The following is a 19075-nucleotide window of genomic DNA, read 5'->3' on the forward strand; positions in this document are numbered from 1 at the left end:
ATCAAGTTCCCAGAAGTTCCCCGAGTCTTTTTATACGTTGCCCAATAGTCAGTTCAACTGGCGATAACCCCTGCCATGAAGATTCCCTCTCTGGCACGTGCTCGCCTTGTTGCGCGGTAATGTCACCGACAAGCGAGAGCTGACGCAGTTGTTCCACATCAGACGCCGATTTTTCAGTCGGTAGAAACAGCACTGGGCACAATTTACTCATTTCTGCCAGTATTGCGTATAAGCGTGCGCACTCTTCTCGTGAAGGGCGTAATTGTGCTGGCTCAAAGGGAACCAGTGCCAGCTCTTCTCGCGCTTGGGTAATCTCCGCCTCAATGGTTGTCGCTTCTCTTAGTGCCGCAGGCCGTGCATCAGGCGACAGCGCTGCCAAATTTGTCAGTCCCGTCAACGTGTTACTAATATGTATGCGCACCGCATCTACGATAGCCACCGGCCACAACCGGGTAAAAATCAAATACACCACCAGATTACCCAGCAAGATCCCAAGCACCCTATCGAGTGCCACCCCCAAATCTGTACTTGGTCCGAAGCCTTGCAACACCGTCAGCAGGAATGCCAGCCCGACCTGCACACCGGCATAAGCGATACGCTCGCTGCCACAGGAAACCCAAGCGGCCAATAGAATGCAGCCAAACACCAGCGCCATCAATTGACCAATATCACTCAGGTAGGGAATAATGAAAATGATCGCCAGAACCCCCATTAACGCGCCGATCAAGCACCCGATAATCCGCAGTACCAGTTTATGCACTGTCTCACCGGTGGTACCTAACGCCGCGACATAGCAGGTGATCATGGCAGTATGGATATCCTGCCAATCCAATGCGGTATAGACCAGATAGCAAATCAGGGCGGCGGCGGTCGTCTTTAGCGCAAAACGCTGATGAGCAGGATTGGTCAGTGCATCTGCGGCAAAGAATGAGGATTTCGGGGCAGCCAAATCTTGCCCATTATCCGCATTCGCCAGTGCTAGCAGTGCGTTTCTGATTTCATTGATCTCATCACCCGCATTCTCAATAGCAAAGTGAGGGGTAACAGCAAGATTGCCCGCCGCTATCGCCTGTGCCGCATCGCGACAGTAGCCCGCGAGTTCGATACGCTCATTCTCTGGTGAGCCAGCAGATAAAGCTGACGTTGCCAATAGCAGGCGATAACTGCTTTTTACGGCACTTTCCAACCAGGCTGCTTCTGGCGAGGGGCGTAGATGGAAGATACGTACAAAAAGCGCCCGCTGTTGATGCTCATTTTGCCCTTCCTGTAGTAGCTCGGTTAGCTTAGCCATATTGGTGGCATCGGGTTGGCGCAATGTCTCGGCTACGGTGAAAAGTCGCTCGGCTAAACTGGCCCGCAATAACGTCTGGGGTGCCCGGCCAAAGAAAAGGTTAAAACCAATAATCAGCAACATCGGGGAAACCGCCATTAACCAGGCATACAACAGCCCCCGCGTTGCGACCTCACCCATGGGTATATCACTGAGCAACGTCATCACAAACGCAATAACCAGCGCAATAATACTCCCCACCGGGCCGAGCTTACTGGCTGAGCCAAGATAGAGAAACAGAAACGAACTGACAATCAAGGCTGCCATGCGCAGTGGCGCGGCTTCCAACGTGAAATGAATAAGCAGAAACACCAGACCAACCACCAGCGACACCAGGATGGTGATAGCAATCGCCATCACCATGCTTTCTACGCCGTCCGGTTTCATGACGAAAATAATCAGATAGCAACTGATAGCGGATTCCGGGATGCCATACACCATGGCAACCATAGCCATCAATGCACAGAGTGCAGCAACCCGCCAGGCCATCGCCACTCGCCCAGGGAAATAGGCTAAATCCGCTTTTGCCTGACGGATTATGCCACCGAGTGTACCGTCAGCAACCGTCGTCATTGCGCACAACAACCACAGCAGTCGCCCCGATTCGCATCAGGTCCTCCGGCGGTTTTTCCAGACTGATTCTCACTGGGAAACGCTGAACAACACGTACCCAATTTAATGATTTCGGGACATAAGGCAGGCCACGTGGAATATTCAGCATATCCTCAGAGCTGACGCCCCAACCAATCCCCTCAACTCGCCCCTGAATCGCGCGCTGTCTGTCCGCCATAACATACACGGTAGCGCAATCCCCCACGTTGATATGCTTCAATTCCGTTTCACGGAAAAAGGCCGAGGCATGCCAATGTTCAGTATTGATAAGGGTAAAAATGGCCTGATCCGGGACGACAAACTCCCCGGCCGAGACCGTCAGCCCCACCACCCGACCATCATGAGGGGCTCGTACTTGTGTATTCGCCAGTTCCCGTTCAGCAATAGCCAGCGCCGCGCGCCGTGCCACTACCAACGCTTCAGCGGCCGCAGTCGTGCTGACTAAAGCCTCGGCAGCAAATGACTGTTTTAATGCCTGTTTCAGGCTAACCTCGGCGTCGTGTTTCGCCGTCGCCGCATCATCGACCTGCTGGGCGGTGACATAACCTTTAGGGAGCAGAGGTTGTAGCCGGGCCAATGTCTGAGTCGCTAACTTGAGATTGGCTTGCGCCCGTACAATCTGTTCATTGGTAATCGCGGCATTGGATTGTTCAGCGACCACCGTCCGTTGCTGGGTATCGCGAGCCGCCTCTGCCATTTTCAATTCAGCTTGCGCCTGTGCGACTTGCAGCCGATAGAGATCCGGCTCGATGGTAAACAGCAGGTCACCCCGCCGGACTTTGCTGTTTTCCACAACATTAATCGAGATAATACGGCCAGGTACCGAACTGGCAACATGCACCACACTGGCCCCTAATTCTGCATCTTCAGATAATGGATTCAGGGTAGTCTGCCGCACGGAAAGCCAGCCTGATATCACTGCCGCGACGATGATAACGCCGGCGACGATAAGCGCCAGTTGCCGCTTACGCCCACTCCCTGATAGTTTATTCATATTCATCATTCATCGTGTAAACAGTAATAGGGAACTGATAAATGCCACAGCAAGCGCCAGGCAGACATACACCAACAGCCGCCATGGCAGCACCTCATCAATACCCACCCGAATAAACAGAATGCGAGCCATCACTGCCACAACTATTCCGATAAAAGCGCACGCCATCCAGGATGGAAAGTAAGAGCCCACCAATGAAAAAGAGGGCGCCGCTACGCCGGTGCAGCCGCTCAGAACAATAACCGATAACAGAACTAACGACCCGCGCCATAAGTTCAGGTTGGTACTCGCTAACCCCCTGAAAAAAAACCACTCTGGCTTCCTAAGGGAAGTCATATCATTCATTATTCGGCCTCAGTTAATGCGGCGTTAACAGGCAGAAAAACAGCTATTCGATCATAAAAAGCCACTACAGATCGCTGCCCAACGTATTTTTGAAAATTTGCCCATCTTTCATAATGAGCCGGAATGCTTTCTCTGGCCGAGCAATGAGTTGAATATCACTCAGTGGATCACCATCAACCAGAATCAAGTCAGCCAGTGCGTCATTCTCCACCACACCCAACTTACCGGGATACGGGTTTCTTGGACCGGAGAAGGCACAGAGTTCAGCATTAACGCTGGTGGCCATCTTGAGAATTTCAAGCGGTGAGTACCAGCGAGTCAACTTGGCCAATTGAGCACCCTGTCGGGTTGCCAGTCGGGCATCGAATAATGTATCGGTGCCCCACGCTGTCTTGATGTTATATTTTTTCGCCAACCTATAGGCCGTATCAGTACCGGCAACCATCTCAAGCTGCTTGGCACGTGATGCCGGACTGGCCATTGGCACCGCATCCTCGTCGTCAAGGAAGGGTTGTAAGCTCCACCAAATGCCTTTCTCTGCCATTAACTGGACGGTCTCCTCATCCACCAACTGGCCGTGTTCGATACATTTAACCCCACCTTTAATCGCCATGGTGACCGCCCGTGCCGTATAAGCATGGACGGTGACATAGGTACCCCAATTCTCAGCCGCCGTAACTGCCGCTTGAATCTCTGGTACAGATCCCTCGGTCACACTGATAGAGTCATACATAGAGGCTACACCACCCCCCGCCATGTATTTGAGTTGCGACGCGCCTCGCATCAATTGTTCTCTGGCACGCAGTAACACCTGATCGGCACCATCGGCAATCGCCGTCATACCTACGCGCTCGGCATAACTCAAGGGGTCTGATGGCGTATGCGGTAATTCACCAATCAGACGGAAATCGCCGTGCCCACCAGTTTGAGTGATAAATGCGCCGGAAGGATAGATACGTGGCCCGACCGTCACCTGCTCATCAATAGCGCGTTTCAGGCCAAAAACCGGCCCGCCCATATCACGCACCGTGGTGAAACCACGCAATATAGTCGCCTGCGCCTCTGCAATTGCCAGCGCCTGGATATAATTGAAATCTGCTGTCATCGCCGTCATCATTGATGGCCGAGCCATAATGGCGTGCCAGTGTGCGTCGATAAGCCCTGGCATCAATACACCACCACCACCGTCTATCCGTTCCACATCCGGTGGCAATGCTTTATCAGCCGGCTCTACCGACTTGATCCTGTTACCTTCCACTAATACTTGCAATCCATCGCGCAAATGGTCTGAAACACCATCAAAAAGGCGAATATTAACAAAGGCCATCACACGCACAGTATTGGCCGCGACATCTCTTCTTTGCTGGGTCGCTCCTGGGATCGCCGCAGCAACGGTTGCCGCTGTTATAGGGGCAGAATGAGCAGCTTTCTGAGCAAACACCGTATTGATACGAACGAACGCCGGACTATGGCAAAGACAACAATCAGAATGAGTGTGGGGAAGCGCTATCAAAGGCATATGAGGCATTGTGTTCTCCTTATATGAACTCTCCCTCCATCAATAACCAGAGGGCCGGTTTTCAATCATAGAACAAATTTATTACGTAACGACTTATTTTAATGGAAAAAATCAACCAGAAATCGTGACAACGCTCTGATCCTGACATGATAAAGCGGATGTTACCGTGATGAACCGACCTAAGCACGCCCTGCAAGTAGAACGTGCTTTTTACTCATTTCTGCTGTGCCGCCCACCAGGATAATAAGCGTAAACAAGAGGAGTAATAGTCTTCTTCTGGTTGTAATACTGCCGTTAATTGAGCAGCATCACCTAAGGTAAGATCCCGTATCGCCAGCATCCCAGGTGTCAGTGCATATTCCGCGGTAGCCCCCGTAACAACATTGACCCATGCCGGTGTTTTTAAACGCGAAAAACCTTGCCAATAATCAATAAAAGGCGCCAATGCACTGCCATTATGTCCTCCCCAACTGAGATATAATGGAATACGCACCGCATCAAAACTAAAACGTGCAGGCCAACCATTGGCCGGTGCGAAACTACCATCCGACCGCAATGACACCCAATCAGTCGGCAAATTGACTTTGCCAAGCTTCATCGCGGATAACTGCTGGATAGCATCGTCATTCAAGTCTTTCCATATTTTCAAATGACTGTATTGGTAGAATGCATTCCAGGCTGGAAATATGTAATAAGACGGGTTGATCACAACATAACTGGTATGATTAAAACTTGCAGAGCCTGGCAATAATACATGGTAACCGGCAAAGTTAATGACCGTGTGTTTAATAATAGCATTCTGTATTTGATTAGATTGACTCGTATAGTCGCGATTGTGCCATTTATCCCCAGCCAGTAATAATGCCCAGGCAATCAATATATCGCCATCTGTAGCATTATTTTTATCAGCAACTTTTACTTTAGCATTCGGCTCATACCGCCATGAAAATAATCCGGTATCTGCATTGTATAATGTCTTTTGAGTCCAACCCAATAATGAATCAAAGGTAGGCCGGTCATCATTGAATACGGCAAGTAGCATACCAAAACCTTGCCCTTCGGTATGGCTGATATCATGGTTACCCGTATCAACAATTCGGCCATCGGGCTTAAGAAACCGGCTTTTAAATTGTTCCCAGCCGGGCTCATAAGCCTGTACTCCGGTGGAAAACAGTAGGCCAAATAGCACACCGGCGGTAACAACAACACGCATGACCTTCATAATTAGCATAATATGCCTCAAATGCCGTTTTTATAACGGAACACTAATGGACCTTCGGTTTTATTATCCAGCCAACGGACATTCACTTCTGACTGCCCCCCTTGCTGTCTGAGCCACTCCTTATAAATACCTTCTAAAAATGTTGCAAATGCAGTTTTCCACTGCGACTGTTCAGTCAGATTGTCCGTGTCCGGCCATGCACAGTGACTTAACTGCATTTCCTGTTCATTCGCGGCAATGCGCAAAAATCCCCAATGATATCTGGACCATAGATGATTAATTTGATCTTCAAACTCACCCACGGTCTGACTTATCGGTAAGGGGTTATGCTGTGCCAGTTGAGTCCCCATGTTGCGGATAAAAGCCCTGCCATCCGCACTGTCAGCATTAGCCTGAATACCTGAAAAAAGCACTTGCACCACATTTTGCCATCCCGGCTGATGCTGCTGCTGACGGTAATAATCCTGTTGTTCCGAAAGATAGTTATTCTCTTGCATGATTATTTCCCATCCAACAAATATCTGAAGTAGACCAAGGCGGTAGTCTCGGAGTAGTCGCCAAAAGTATCATAGCCAACCTGCCCGCCGATCTGCATATTCTTCTGTAAGTTGTAACTGCCATCAGCCTTGAAGTTATATCCAATGCCATTTTTACTTTGCGCAGCATAACGGGATTCAGTGCTATAACCATCGCGCACCAATTGCTCCAGTTGAGCCTGCAACTCTGGATTATTCGGGAAATATTTACTCTCATCCTGCGAATAGGATTGATAGCCTACCGCCCCACCCAATTTATAATTCCAGTTACCATAACGTTGGCTATACTCAACCGGGAAAGAGACACTGACATAATCTTGTGGACTGAAATAGCCCCCTTGACCGTAACTGAAATAACTGAGATTTTTAGAGAAATTCATATAGCTGATATTGATGCCTGTTTTTAATTCACGGTCATCATAGCGGTAAGGACGAATATACGCGCCTACTGAAGAGTTAATTGAACCATTACTCGGAACATTATCACCGATATAATTGTAATAATTTAATCCTGCATAAAGGCCGGCATCGCCATCGTCATAGCTCAGGTTTAAGCCCCCCCCATTCTTAGTGACTGCCCCCCATTGCGATCCGCTGATCTTATCGGTTGCACCCACGTATGAAAGCAAGCTATCCGTCACTGGCCGACGTTCTACTGTCATCGCCAGTTTAGCGAATTCGCCAAGCTTAGGTGCCCATTGCACGCCGCCAATAAGGGCACTCATATCTTGCCCTAACGGCGTGGTACCAATGTCGGCTTTATAATCTTCCCCCGCCAAGGCCAGTGCCAGTTCTACCCCTGACTCACTTTGTGAGCCTGGGGAGTCGGCGGTGAAATCATTTGGACTAAAGGTTTGGGCTGTGACCAGATTATTAGCCGCCAGTTGTTTGGCACTGTTGGCATCATTTTCCACTACCCTGGCATCAACACAACCTTGCGTTCCAGCGCCTGCGCCATTACACGCACTTTCTCTATCCGCTTGAGCCTGCAATTGAGCAGTTGTCGCCGCCGCTAATACCGCCGCTGAGTTAGTTGCGGCAAGTGCTGATGCCTCTGTCGCATTTTTAACTTCCAAACCCTGCTGCAATGCCCCGGTACCAAAACGGTTACTGCCCGTACCTGAGGTTGAACCTGCATTGAGGGATACCGGCGTGACGGTAAAACTCAGGCGGGAGCTATCAAAAGGCACACCGGCAAAGGTGAGCGGGGCTTTGGCTTCAGTCAATTGACTCAGGCCCGATTCACCATCGCGACTGCGAATACTGATATTGGCCTGCGCCCAACTGGCAGTTTTATCCTGTAAAGTATCCAGCATCTGATCAACTTGCTTCAGGGTGCCGTTTTGCGCAACGTTAGCGGTAGGTGCCAGATTATTGACTCCCCCCATGGCAGCGCCTTCTGTGCCCGCATTTTGCCACGGCAACACCGCGCCATAGCTTGAATTGGTCCGCGGCTGCGTGCGGGTGGTCTGGTTAATAAACGGATTGTCGCTAAGTTGTAAGCCAGCAATATTCGCGCCACCAACACTGTCTGCCCCTTCCAGCCCAATCATTTTACCTTTGGCGGAACGTAACAAAGCCAGAGCCTGCTCATGATCCCCTTCAGCTTCCGCGACCCGGGCAGCAAGCAATAAGCGCTCAGGGGTTCTTGGCCCGCGCATTCCCAACATCAATTGTCTGGCGCTCTGGACATCACCATTAGCCAGTGCCACGTTTACCGCTCCTACCCGCGCCCCTTCATTAGTCGGATCACGTTTTAATAAATAAGCATAAACTTTACCGGCTTCATCATTCATTTTACCGGATTGGTAAAGACGCCCCATCGCCAGCATCAGGTCAATATTTTGCGGATCACTTTGTAGCGCCACAATCAACTTGTCATACGCCGCAGCATACTGGCCTTGCTCACGCAATGCATCGGCCTGATTGATAGTGGTCCCTAGTCGTAATCGACTGATCTCTATCGGCGAACTGCCACTTTGAATCGCGGGATTACTCAATAAGGCTTCCGCTTCTTGCGTCAGGCCAGATTGCGTCAAGACACTGATTTGTGACGCATAATCGCCCGCCTTGCCATGAATGCCGTTATTGATATTTTTACGCACTAAACTAACCGCCGTGGTGCTGTCACCAGCAGCCATCAAATCTTTAGCCAGATTACCGACATCAGCAGGGGCGGTAGGCGGATTTTGTGCCAGTCCGCGCAATATTGCCGCAGCACTGGCTGAATCACCCTTTGCCAGAGCCGTTTCTGCTGTCGCTATTTTTTGATTGAACTCCACACGGTCAGCCAGCGCACGGACCTCTTTAGTTTGGCGGGCTGGCAGGATCTGATTGAGTAAAGCATTACTGGTTGCCCAATCTTTGTTTTCAGCGGCAAACAAAGCGGCAGCATATAGATTATCCGCCGGTGCGCCGGGAGCCGAAACTTCAGCCATCAGACTTTGCGCCTGGGCTGTATTTCCTTGTTGTTGTAGTATTCTCGCCATATCCAGACGAACCCAGATATTCGATGGCTGCTTAGTTAGCGCCTGTTGTAACAGATTTAATGCCGCCGCAGGATCATTACGTTGCAGCGCTAATGCAGCCTCACGACGAATCGGCTCAACATTGATCCCGGCGGGCGCGGCGGCGGGTTTGAGATTGTTTGGCACGGTTTGTAGCACTTGCTGTGCCTCGGCATCATTCTTTTGCTGCCGCAATACATAATACAGCCCCAATTTCGCATCATTATTTTGCTGTTGCTGCGCCAGGATATTGCGGTAAGCCTGTTCAGCAGCACTCAAATCACCTTTGCGCCGCAACAAATCAGCCCGGAACAGCGCCACCGCAGTGCCTTTGTCCCCTGTGGCCTGTGCCAATGGGGCGCTCAATGCCAGCGCACCGTCAATATTCCCGCTGGCAAAGGCTTTTTTAGCTTTATCCAACTCGCCGTAGAAATGGGCATCTTGCGCTTGCGCCGCCAGTTGTGCGCTGTTTGCCCCACCTTGTTTGGCCGCCTGAGTCAGGTAGTTTTCTGCATTGGCGAAATCACCACTGCGCAAAGCGATAAACCCCAAACCCGCTAATGCATCGCCATCGTTAGGGTTGATCGCCAACACTGACTCAAACTGGCTTTTTGCCTTGGTTAAATCACCGCGATTAAGTTCACTGTAACCCTGGCCTTTTGCTGCTCCACCGATATTCTTTTTATAGTAATCGGCGACAACCTGAGAGTCGGGATGGCGTTGTTGATAGGCCTGATAAAGCCCTTCATCTGCCGGTTGCGGTGTTATCCACATCAGTGCCTGGCGCAAAGCAGCATCAGCTTCGCGGTTAGTCGCCGCCAGACTATTAAGCATGGCAATACCATCACGGCGGGTTGTCTGTTGGTAGGTCAGTACTTTACCCAGCGCCACGCGGGCAGCAACATCATTTGGGGATTGTGCTACACGTTGCTGTAATTCGGCGATAGCTGTTGGTAACGTCGCCGCATCCCCCGCCATGGTCAAGTAATATTCTACCGCTAAATTATCCAACGGTTTATTACCGTTAAATAAATTCTGATAACTCTCAATCGCCTTGGGAATATTGCCCTGGCTGGCAAACTGGCGCGCTGCCGCTAATTGGCTCGGCGAAATGGACTGCATGACTTTGGCATTATCTAACGACTGCAAACGTGGGTCATCCGGGGAGGCCGCATTTAATTTTTTACGCCATTCAAGCGACTCGGCTTTATCCCCTTTTTCAGAGGCATAAAGGGACATTAGATATAAAGCATCAACGTTGGTAGGATCGACCATCAGGATCTTTTGCAGCGCGTTAGTCGCCAGATCATTATGGGCTTTCTCATGCCAGTAGGTGGCCTGATCTAACAATGCCTTTATCGCTGGCGTATTCTCTGCCGCCTGTCCCCAGACAGGGATTGCAGCAAATCCGACCATCCCAGTAAGCAACAGGGCATTAATCAATGGTGACTTTACATGACTTGATTTCATATCAACCCCGCTCCATACAATAGGCCCACATCATCAACAGTTTTATTATCATTCTTTAGGATCTTTGCCTAAGCGTATTGCCGCACGGCGTTTTAATAACCCAAACATGCTCACACCAATGATGACTGAGATCAGTAAAGCAAGTAACGCCAAAATCACGATATGCTGACTGGCATACCAGATAATCATTTGATACCAAGGCAGCTCACCACGAGGGAATTGCTCGCCAACACTAAAACTGCGCACACCATTTTCATTGGTAATAATCGCCAGATCGCCACGCACGCCGGCATTAACCGTCGATAACTTCAAATCGCCGTGAATACTCGCTAATTGATCATCACCTGTTGCGGTTGCCAGCACCACGACCTTCTGCGGATTCCAGCCAGAACGGAAACTCAGGAAGCCGCGCCAGTTATCCGTCGATGAAAGGTAGCGATCGGCCTCAACTTGCTGGCGGAACCAAACCCCAGTGAGGTAATCCGCCAACTTTTCTAACGTCGACGGTTCTTTCACTGATAGCACACCATTTTCCAGGCCAAATGATGTCGCGGTTAATAGTGTTTGGGTGAAATCAGCATGGTCTAATGTCGACACCACCAAAATATCGTTATCAGCAAACAGTGAAATATCTTTTTCATTTGCGGACACGCCCAGCTTCACCTTGACGTGGATAACTGGCTTTCCGGTTGAATTACCGGCACGAGCAACAAGACCAAGTAATGTACGAACTTCTGTTTTGCTTGGTTTTTCGGGCAATAATACCAAGGTTTGTGAGAAATCAGCCAAGCGGGTGAAAGGGAAGGATGCGCCGACAAAATACGAAAGATTAGGCAACAGGGTAAAGTGATGGGTGTGACTCAGGTCAATATAAGAATCAGGTTCGATACGACTCTTAATATTATTGTTGTTTAGTAGATTACAGGGGGTTCCGGCTTTCGGATTAATCGCGAAATAGAACTCTAACTGGTTATCACCATAAATCAGATAAGGAGCCAAACGCAGGGTATAACTCTCCTGACGAGTATCGCCACCAACCGCCCGCCACAGGGACTCAATCAACCCCTTCTTATTTACCGGCAGGTTATACAAGAAAATATTGTTAATCGATACGTTAAGTTGGGAGCTATTTTCATCAATCCAGTCTTCAATCGGGAAACGGTAACCAATATGGATGGGTATAGTTTCTCCATCCCACATAAATAGATCGGGTGCCGCCCGGAAATCAACATGAATACCGTCATGATAAATACCATTAGCAGTCAAAGCATCGAGATTTGGCACTAAAGATTTAAGTAATACGGGATGTTCAGTATTAATCCAGCGCGGGGCGTCATAGGGAATGCTACGCGGGATAGCTTGCGCTTTAACACTTAGGCTACTCGCCTCTGGCGGTAATGGCTCAGAAGTTAAACGCCATGCAGCCTGACGCAACTCCTCCTCATTATTGCCAATAACCAAGAGTAATTTAGCCACCGGGTTGTGCGGGTTATCAATCAATTGCAGACTTGGGCCGGTGCTTTGCGGTAACACAAAATCACCGATATGCTCACCCGGCTTACCAAATAAAATACCATTACCTTCGGGTAGTGAATCAAATTGTACCGGGAAATCAATATCACGGTAATTAGCCTGATAACCAAACCATGAAGCAACACCGGCGGCAGCACCAATCACATCAGCACGAATATTAGCCGGGAATGCCATAACCACTTTGGTCTCTTTCATCTGCATGGCATCAAAGAATGGCCGAGGGAATAGCCCCAAATTCTTGCCAATATTCAGTTGTTGCCCTTCTAATTGAATACTTGAGGTCGGTAAAATACTGACCCAAAATTTATTCAATTGATCTGTTTCACACTGCAATACCGTGTTGTCACCGGTAATACTCATACTCAGATTATTGGTCGCGACCACCATCGCCGCAGGGACATCAACTTGGTATATCGCGCTGTTTTCACTTGACGGCGTTAGCGGCAATGTCCCTAACGGCTGCCCGTTCAGCATTAACTGTAAGCTGTAATTCTTGCCAGCCAGCTCTGATGATAATTTTAGCGCCAGAGATAGTTTTGCATTGGTAATCACCAAATCATTGGGTAACGTGAAAACAATGCCTGATTGCAATTGACCGCCACTTAACAGCAACCCATTGGGCTGCCCCATATCTTTAATGGTAATCGTGGTATTCACTATCGCGTTGTATGAGGCCGGGCGGGTCACCACCACCGGGTTATCAACTACGGGTATCGGTAGGGTTGAATCATACAAAGGGCGGTTTTCAGGGGCGCTGGCGATTTGCGGGTAATTATCAACCGCAGGAGCCGCCGCCCCAGCGGTTGAGTCATCACTGTTCGGCCGAGGTAATAAAGGGAAATCTCCCGCAGTGGCTGCATCTTCAGTTTGCTGTTCCTGGCCCGCGACACGATTAGTGTCTACAGCAAACCCATTGATGGGAAAAAATGCCAGAGAACACGCGGCCACCACACCTGTAAACCACAATGACGGCAATATCTTGCTCAATATCCCTTTCATGCCGCATTTCCTTTTTTCTGGAGGGCCAGCTTTCTTTTTCTAGCCCGACGTTGCTTCCACGGCAGATAAAAAAGTTCGAAGGCACAACGAATAATGCTGAGTAATGAATGTAATGGTCGATCCTGAGGGTAAGGCTCGGTAATCCAGGCATCTGCACGGGCCAACACAATACGAACCAGTTCCCGACGTTTAACCAGTGGAATATCACCAAACATCAACCGCACAGCACCTGGCTCAACATCAATAAGCGTGACAGGTAGACTGACAGCACCGCGTTGTAACATCAGCTCCACCTCTTCAATACCCTCAGTTGGGAAATGTTGGTCTTTAATCGCCAGACGAACCCCGCCCATTGACAAGTCCAGGGTGTGAGTACGCAGTGATATGCCATTACTATAATGAATAATGGCCGGTAACTGGACGTCAATGCGGATCGTTTTACGTGTCTGACGAGTCTCGCGCGCAACAGAAATAGCCGCAAATAATAGAATGACACTGAAAGTAGCCCAGGCGATATTAAGTGCAATTACATTCGGATTAACCCCAAAATAATCTGGCAATGCTACGCGCACTAATCCCCATATAATGCCGAGCAACATCAGAACAACTGCAATAATATGCGGGCGAACAATATTGAAATCGAAATAACTCTTATCCAGTAGGTCGCCTTTATCCGTCACGTTAAACTTGCCACGTTTTGGTGAAATCATCGTAACGATGGTTGGAATAACCAAATGGAATGCCATTACGGTTTCATAAACTTCACCCCAGAAAGAGTAGCGGAAGCGGCCATTACTGCGTGAGTTGATGGCAATAGACATAATTAAATGGGGCAAAACATAGGCGAAAATCAATTCGGCTGACGAGGCAATAATACTCTGGTTAAAGAGAAGATAGCCCAGTGGCGCGAGTAAAAAGACAACGCGTGGCAAACCAAATTGGTAATAAATCATGGCGTTGAGATAACACAAACGCTGAGGAAGGCTCAGCCCACGCCCTAACAAGGGATTATCCACACGGAAAATTTGTGTCATCCCCCGCGCCCAACGGGTTCGTTGGATCACATGTAACGCCAAACGTTCAGTCGCCAACCCCGCGGCTAGTGGGATGGAAATAAAGGCTGAGTTCCAACCTAAACGCTGTAATTTCAGCGCAGTATGGGAGTCTTCGGTGACTGTTTCTACCGCAAAACCACCAATTTCATCTAATGCCTTACGGCGAATAACAGCACAAGAACCGCAGAAAAATGCCGCATTCCAGTTATCGTTCCCTTGCTGAATAGGGCCATAAAAAAGTGCCCCTTCATTAGGAACAGAACGGCCTGTTGATAGATTGCGCTCAAACGGATCGGGGGAGTAAAAGTAGTGTGGTGTCTGGAGCAGCGCCAACCGCTTATCAACCAGGAACCCACCCACCGTGGCCTGTAAAAAACCGCGGGTAGCTACGTGGTCACAATCAAAAACGCAGATTAACTCCCCCTGCGTAATCTTCATCGCATGGTTAAGGTTACCGGCTTTAGCATGGCGGTTATCATTTCGAGTGATATAACCAACCCCTACATCCGCAGCAAATACAGCGAACTCAGTTCGTTTTCCGTCATCCAATACATATATTTTTATTTTTTCTTTTGGGTAATCAATACATTGGGCTGCCAGAATCGTATCTCTAACCACATCCAGACTTTCATTATAGGTCGGAATGTAAACATCAACCGTTGGCCATAAATCGGTATTCTCAGGCAGCGGTTCAATCGTTCGTTTTAATGGCCAAATAGTCTGTAAATAACTAAGGCTTAGAATAATCCAGATGTAAAGTTCTGCACTATAAAGAAGTATGCCTAATATTGTCTCGGTTACAGAACCAAAATGAAGCGTTTCAGTCGTGCGCCAATAAATATATCGGGATGACATCAAAAATGACAATACTGTCATTACTATTGTTACTTTTCTGCTTTTACTTATGCCAAGTAAAAAGAACGCAGCAATACTGAATAATGCAAAAATGTACTGCTTCTCACTGTCCATTGGTGTAACAACAACCAAGATAGCGATTGGCAATAACAGTAACAACAGAAGATAAAATTGAATTTTCTTCATCTTGAATTCAGCCAGTATTTAATAGAAGTCATGTTTAGGCGTAGAGTAAACTTCCCCCCCACCGATCTTTATTCCCAAAATAGCTGCAACTTTTTTACTAATAAGCTCAATATCAAATGCGGCAGCTGACACGGGGCTGAAATCAATAATTGAACGTTGAGAAGCATTCGCTTCTGGCACACATTCATCCCGATGAATCATTCCTAACAATTTATCGCCCAGACGTTGCTCAAAGAATTGTGAGACATCATGGCTGAGTTGACGACGATTATCACTTTGATTAACAACAAAATAGGTTCCCATTTTATTATCTAAAGGGGCGCCGATAAGTTTGCCTTTCTCTATTTGAGGTAATAAAGATAAAGATGCAGTGTCTGCCAACATCACCACCAAATGCATATCCGCAATCCCTTGCATTGCTTTTAACGCCGGGCTTGGTCCCGGCGGAAAATCAGCGATAACCACTAATCCAGGATAATTAAGAACTGAATGTAGCCCCCGTTGTAAAAAATGCGGATCAGCCGTTAATTCATGCTCGAAAGCCAGACGTTGCGCTTCATCCACCTCGCCATAAGGCAAGACAAAGGTATTCGTTCCCGCTTTAAGGATAAATTGGCTCCAGTCAGATGCATTACCTGACTCAGAAACATAACCACGTTCATCCGACAAAGGGACACCAAAGTGCAAGCGCAGAGCATTTTGTACATCGAAATCAATAAGTAAAACCTTGCTACCACTACGTGCCAGTGAGTGCGCCAAATTGGCTGCAAAAGTAGTTTTACCGACACCACCTTTCGGTGAACATACACAAACTAACGGCATAAGGCGATGCTCTCTAACAACGTTTGTAAAGGAATATCCCGCGATGACTCGGCAAAAACAACCAGCTCTTTGGGTGGTTCTTTTTGTGAAAAAATGTTTTTAAATTCAGTTTTTTTACCTGATTCCAACGGGCCAGTTGGTGAGGATGAAAATTGTGTCGTAAGTATAGGTTTAGAAACCACTTGCGGTATAGCAGGTTCGTTTAAATTGACTGGCTGCGGAGCTAGAGTATGGGCAACCGGTGGCGCAGGAAACAGTGATCGCATTGCGGCTGGCCGGTTTGTTACCTCGGTATTTAGCAGAGGATCACTATTTATAGCGCGAGGTTCACTCATCACGTTTAACACATCAGGCTCGGCGAACTCAGTGGCTGAAACAAGCTGAGGTGTCGGCTGCGTAGTTCGGCCATTTTCTAAAAATGAATCATTGTCTTGTGAAGCTAACTGTTTAATAAGCGGCCATGAAAAAGCATCCGCTTGAACTTCTTTTTCAGAAATTTCTTTATAATCAATATCGTGCATGTCTATTTTATCTTTGAACTGCTTAATATCATCATATTTATTCATAAATAACACACCTATTTTGATACAAAGCTCTTAAAATAAATTTGCATCATGGTTTATTTTTTAAGGGTCGCCCACTAAAAAACTCCCCTGAATAATCTTGTTGACTCTGGAACTGATGATTGATATCGGTTTAATACTGACATTAGCATAATGTCAGTATTTATATAGATTATTAATACATTACGCAGTTCGTGACATCGGTGTTTGCGAGGGGAGAGGGAAAGAAAGATATTTGAAATTGTCACTGCCCCGCCATTTTTATGACAGGGGTTGAATGACTGGCCCAGAGGGGGCTAATTTTGCAGGGGAATTTGATAGAGCAAATTGATTAACACCAGTACGCCATAAAGTTCACGCAAGTACGGTCCAGACAGCGTTCACCAATCAGATAGCGGCGCAAAGCTTTCACTGTTGAGGATTCAGCCGCCACCCAGGCATAGAAACTACTGGCACCTTCGGCTCGCTCCCATAATACATCACCACCCAGACTATTCTCTGCTAATGATTGTGCCGCGACTTGCGCCGCAGCCGGAATTTGTACCCATTGACGTACCGCGTCAACTAACAAGCTGCCATGGGCGGGGTGATGCGGCGTATCACGTGGCAACCAGTAAACCTGCGCAAACGGAAATCGCTCAAGATTGATGCAATCACCCACCAGCGGTACCTCAAAAAAAGCTTGAACATGTGGAGGGTTAGCTTGTAATGCCAGCTGTTCCAAAATAGCCACCGCTGCCGGTAATGCTGTTTCGTCGGCAATCAGTAACGCCTGCATCATCTGCGCTGGCGGGATCCACTCATAACCGCCACTGTCAGATTGATACTCGGCATTCGGCGCAACAACCTGAATGGCATCGCCTGGTTTGGCATGTGTTGCCCAAGCCGATGCAGGGCCGGTCACGCCGTGCAAAACAAATTCCACGTCAATCTCGTTCTGCTCAGCACGCAATGCACGCAGTGTATAGGTGCGCATTATCGGTCGCTGCTCTTTCGGGATAGTCAGGTAATTACGATACCAATCGTCGCCTTTTGATACCTGAGTAATCAGACCGTTGTCTGCGGGCAATAGCAGTTTAATGCGCTGATCTGGCGCTTCAAGTTTCATACGATTGACTTCTGGCCCTTCAAATACGCAACGCAACAGTGACGGTGATATATTTTCTTTTACTTTCAATTTGATATCGAAAACTCGGTAGCTTGATGCGCCGGACATGACAGTTACTCTCCCGCAGAATGTGCTGTGACCCGATGCTGGCACCACAGCCAGCCACTTAAGCCGCCCAACAGAACGGCCATCATCAGAGCCGCAGCAATCAACTGCGACTCACCGTAAAATTTTGCTACTAGCGGCACCATCAACGCACTCATGCCATAACCCAATGTATGGCTGGTCGCTATCACCCCGGAACCTTTGCCCGTGGATAATTTATCGTTCAGCATCAATTGGTAACCCGGCGTTGCCATCGCCGCACCGAAAGAAGCTAGCGCACACCCCGCATAGAATAATACCAATGGCTGGGTACACATCAATCCTAAACCACCTACCATGAATAACGCTGCCACCAGCAGAAGCTGAGAGGGGCTGAAACGTTGGGGGCGTACCACCAAAAACTGGGCCAACAAGGTACAACCCGCGGCCACGCTAAGCAAAATTGCCACATGGTGGCTCACCATGGTGGCTGAATGCCGGAATAATTGGTTTAAATGCGGTGCCAGACCAAGCTGCATCAGGCTGACGACTGCCGCCAGCAGCAGTGCACAGAGTAAATAGGGCAGCATGCTGAAACGTAAATTATTTTGTTGATGTGCAACCGGCGGCAATGGCGGATCATTATATTGGCAACAGACCACCAACAGTGCGATCAATGGTGCTATTGCCATCAACCACAGCGGTGCCATTGGGTGTATTGAGAGGGCAAGGGCGGCACAAAGTGGGCCAAGAAGACGACCACAACTCAAGCCTGAACTGATGGTAGCTAATGCAGCCATGCGCTGCTCATACACTGCGCGCTGCAAGGCCCAGGTCTGGCAGGCGGGCACCATGCCAGAGACTGTCAGGCCATAGATAATACGTGCCACAATCAGCCCCCCCAGCCCGACCATCTCCGGTAACCATCCCGCCGCTAAGCCCCATACCGCCAGCGTCAACAACACAAAACTTAGCAAGTAGCCAGCCAGCGCCATGATGACCACAAATTTACACCCACGAACCTCCGATTGCCGTCCCCACCACGGTGATCCGACCAAAAACAGCATGGACCCGAGGGTAAGTAAACCGGCCCACACCGACAGTGACAGATGTGTTCTGCTAACCAATACCGGTAACATGACCAATAAACCGTTCTGCCCAATCCCCAGTAAGCCGGCACAAAAGGCTAACGGCCAATTAGAAGAAGGTATATGCCCGCTTGAACGTGTTTCAGCCTGTGATGAAATTCGCATTAAAAGTGAATTAACCGTTAATAACATAGGGGATTTATGCATATTTAATAGAAAAACTGTATCATAAGTTAATTGATAATGA

General features: G+C 48.6%; 13 protein-coding genes. All 13 read right to left on the reverse strand.

What is annotated here, in order from left to right:
• Position 1: 1 nt before the first annotated feature.
• Positions 2-1903 carry an FUSC family protein gene (locus tag V1956_RS22430; protein ID WP_372560574.1) on the reverse strand — a complete coding sequence of 634 codons (1902 nt, stop codon included), beginning with the start codon at positions 1901-1903 and terminating at the stop codon, positions 2-4.
• Entirely contained in the window at positions 1887-2936 is a 1050-nt protein-coding gene (gene mdtN / locus V1956_RS22435) for a multidrug transporter subunit MdtN (protein WP_372560573.1), read from the reverse strand. The genes V1956_RS22430 and mdtN overlap by 17 nt, the downstream gene beginning before the upstream one ends.
• A gap of 9 nt (positions 2937-2945) precedes the next feature.
• Positions 2946-3281 (reverse strand): YtcA family lipoprotein, encoded by a 336-nt coding sequence (locus V1956_RS22440; RefSeq protein WP_372560572.1) that lies wholly within the window; start codon positions 3279-3281, stop codon positions 2946-2948.
• Between the two features lie 64 nt (positions 3282-3345).
• Complete coding sequence (locus V1956_RS22445) at positions 3346-4809, reverse strand: metal-dependent hydrolase family protein (protein WP_420071204.1); 1464 nt, start codon at positions 4807-4809, stop codon at positions 3346-3348.
• Positions 4810-5014: 205 nt separating this feature from the next.
• On the reverse strand, positions 5015-6031 hold the full coding sequence (locus tag V1956_RS22450) for a glycosyl hydrolase family 8 (RefSeq protein WP_372560571.1): 1017 nt from the start codon (positions 6029-6031) through the stop codon (positions 5015-5017).
• An 8-nt stretch (positions 6032-6039) separates the two neighbouring features.
• Positions 6040-6519: a cellulose biosynthesis protein BcsD gene (bcsD, locus tag V1956_RS22455; RefSeq protein ID WP_083162555.1), complete on the reverse strand. Its 480-nt coding sequence runs from the start codon at positions 6517-6519 to the stop codon at positions 6040-6042.
• Positions 6520-6521: 2 nt separating this feature from the next.
• The gene (locus V1956_RS22460; protein ID WP_442825719.1) at positions 6522-10535 is read right to left on the reverse strand and encodes a cellulose synthase subunit BcsC-related outer membrane protein; all 4014 of its coding nucleotides are present in this window, start codon (positions 10533-10535) and stop codon (positions 6522-6524) included.
• A 48-nt stretch (positions 10536-10583) separates the two neighbouring features.
• Complete coding sequence (bcsB, locus tag V1956_RS22465; protein ID WP_420071207.1) at positions 10584-13067, reverse strand: cellulose biosynthesis cyclic di-GMP-binding regulatory protein BcsB; 2484 nt, start codon at positions 13065-13067, stop codon at positions 10584-10586.
• The gene (bcsA, locus tag V1956_RS22470; protein WP_372560567.1) at positions 13064-15163 is read right to left on the reverse strand and encodes a UDP-forming cellulose synthase catalytic subunit; all 2100 of its coding nucleotides are present in this window, start codon (positions 15161-15163) and stop codon (positions 13064-13066) included. Before bcsA ends, bcsB begins: the two co-directional genes overlap by 4 nt.
• 18 nt (positions 15164-15181) lie before the next feature.
• Positions 15182-15985 (reverse strand): cellulose biosynthesis protein BcsQ, encoded by an 804-nt coding sequence (bcsQ, locus tag V1956_RS22475; RefSeq protein ID WP_372560566.1) that lies wholly within the window; start codon positions 15983-15985, stop codon positions 15182-15184.
• On the reverse strand, positions 15976-16551 hold the full coding sequence (gene bcsO, locus V1956_RS22480; protein ID WP_442825720.1) for a cellulose biosynthesis protein BcsO: 576 nt from the start codon (positions 16549-16551) through the stop codon (positions 15976-15978). The genes bcsQ and bcsO overlap by 10 nt, the downstream gene beginning before the upstream one ends.
• A gap of 328 nt (positions 16552-16879) precedes the next feature.
• A complete protein-coding gene (locus V1956_RS22485; protein WP_420075095.1) occupies positions 16880-17764 on the reverse strand; it encodes a siderophore-interacting protein in 885 nt (294 codons plus the stop codon).
• 5 nt (positions 17765-17769) lie between these two features.
• A complete protein-coding gene (locus V1956_RS22490) occupies positions 17770-18993 on the reverse strand; it encodes an MFS transporter (protein WP_420075096.1) in 1224 nt (407 codons plus the stop codon).
• Positions 18994-19075: the final 82 nt, after the last annotated feature.

The organism is Yersinia sp. 2540 StPb PI (genome assembly GCF_052217165.1).
In the GTDB taxonomy this organism is placed as follows: domain Bacteria; phylum Pseudomonadota; class Gammaproteobacteria; order Enterobacterales; family Enterobacteriaceae; genus Yersinia; species Yersinia enterocolitica_E.

What these genes read in the sequence shown, in the direction of transcription:
- bcsB (WP_420071207.1), bottom strand. Translation starts at nt 13,067, where the DNA reads ATGAAAGGGATATTGAGCAAGATATTGCCGTCATTGTGGTTTACAGGT.
- V1956_RS22485 (WP_420075095.1), bottom strand. Translation starts at nt 17,764, where the DNA reads ATGTCCGGCGCATCAAGCTACCGAGTTTTCGATATCAAATTGAAAGTA.
- bcsO (WP_442825720.1), bottom strand. Translation starts at nt 16,551, where the DNA reads ATGAATAAATATGATGATATTAAGCAGTTCAAAGATAAAATAGACATG.
- V1956_RS22430 (WP_372560574.1), bottom strand. Translation starts at nt 1,903, where the DNA reads ATGACGACGGTTGCTGACGGTACACTCGGTGGCATAATCCGTCAGGCA.
- V1956_RS22450 (WP_372560571.1), bottom strand. Translation starts at nt 6,031, where the DNA reads ATGCTAATTATGAAGGTCATGCGTGTTGTTGTTACCGCCGGTGTGCTA.
- V1956_RS22460 (WP_442825719.1), bottom strand. Translation starts at nt 10,535, where the DNA reads ATGAAATCAAGTCATGTAAAGTCACCATTGATTAATGCCCTGTTGCTT.
- V1956_RS22445 (WP_420071204.1), bottom strand. Translation starts at nt 4,809, where the DNA reads ATGCCTCATATGCCTTTGATAGCGCTTCCCCACACTCATTCTGATTGT.
- V1956_RS22440 (WP_372560572.1), bottom strand. Translation starts at nt 3,281, where the DNA reads ATGAATGATATGACTTCCCTTAGGAAGCCAGAGTGGTTTTTTTTCAGG.
- V1956_RS22490 (WP_420075096.1), bottom strand. Translation starts at nt 18,993, where the DNA reads ATGCGAATTTCATCACAGGCTGAAACACGTTCAAGCGGGCATATACCT.
- bcsD (WP_083162555.1), bottom strand. Translation starts at nt 6,519, where the DNA reads ATGCAAGAGAATAACTATCTTTCGGAACAACAGGATTATTACCGTCAG.
- bcsA (WP_372560567.1), bottom strand. Translation starts at nt 15,163, where the DNA reads ATGAAGAAAATTCAATTTTATCTTCTGTTGTTACTGTTATTGCCAATC.
- bcsQ (WP_372560566.1), bottom strand. Translation starts at nt 15,985, where the DNA reads ATGCCGTTAGTTTGTGTATGTTCACCGAAAGGTGGTGTCGGTAAAACT.
- mdtN (WP_372560573.1), bottom strand. Translation starts at nt 2,936, where the DNA reads ATGAATAAACTATCAGGGAGTGGGCGTAAGCGGCAACTGGCGCTTATC.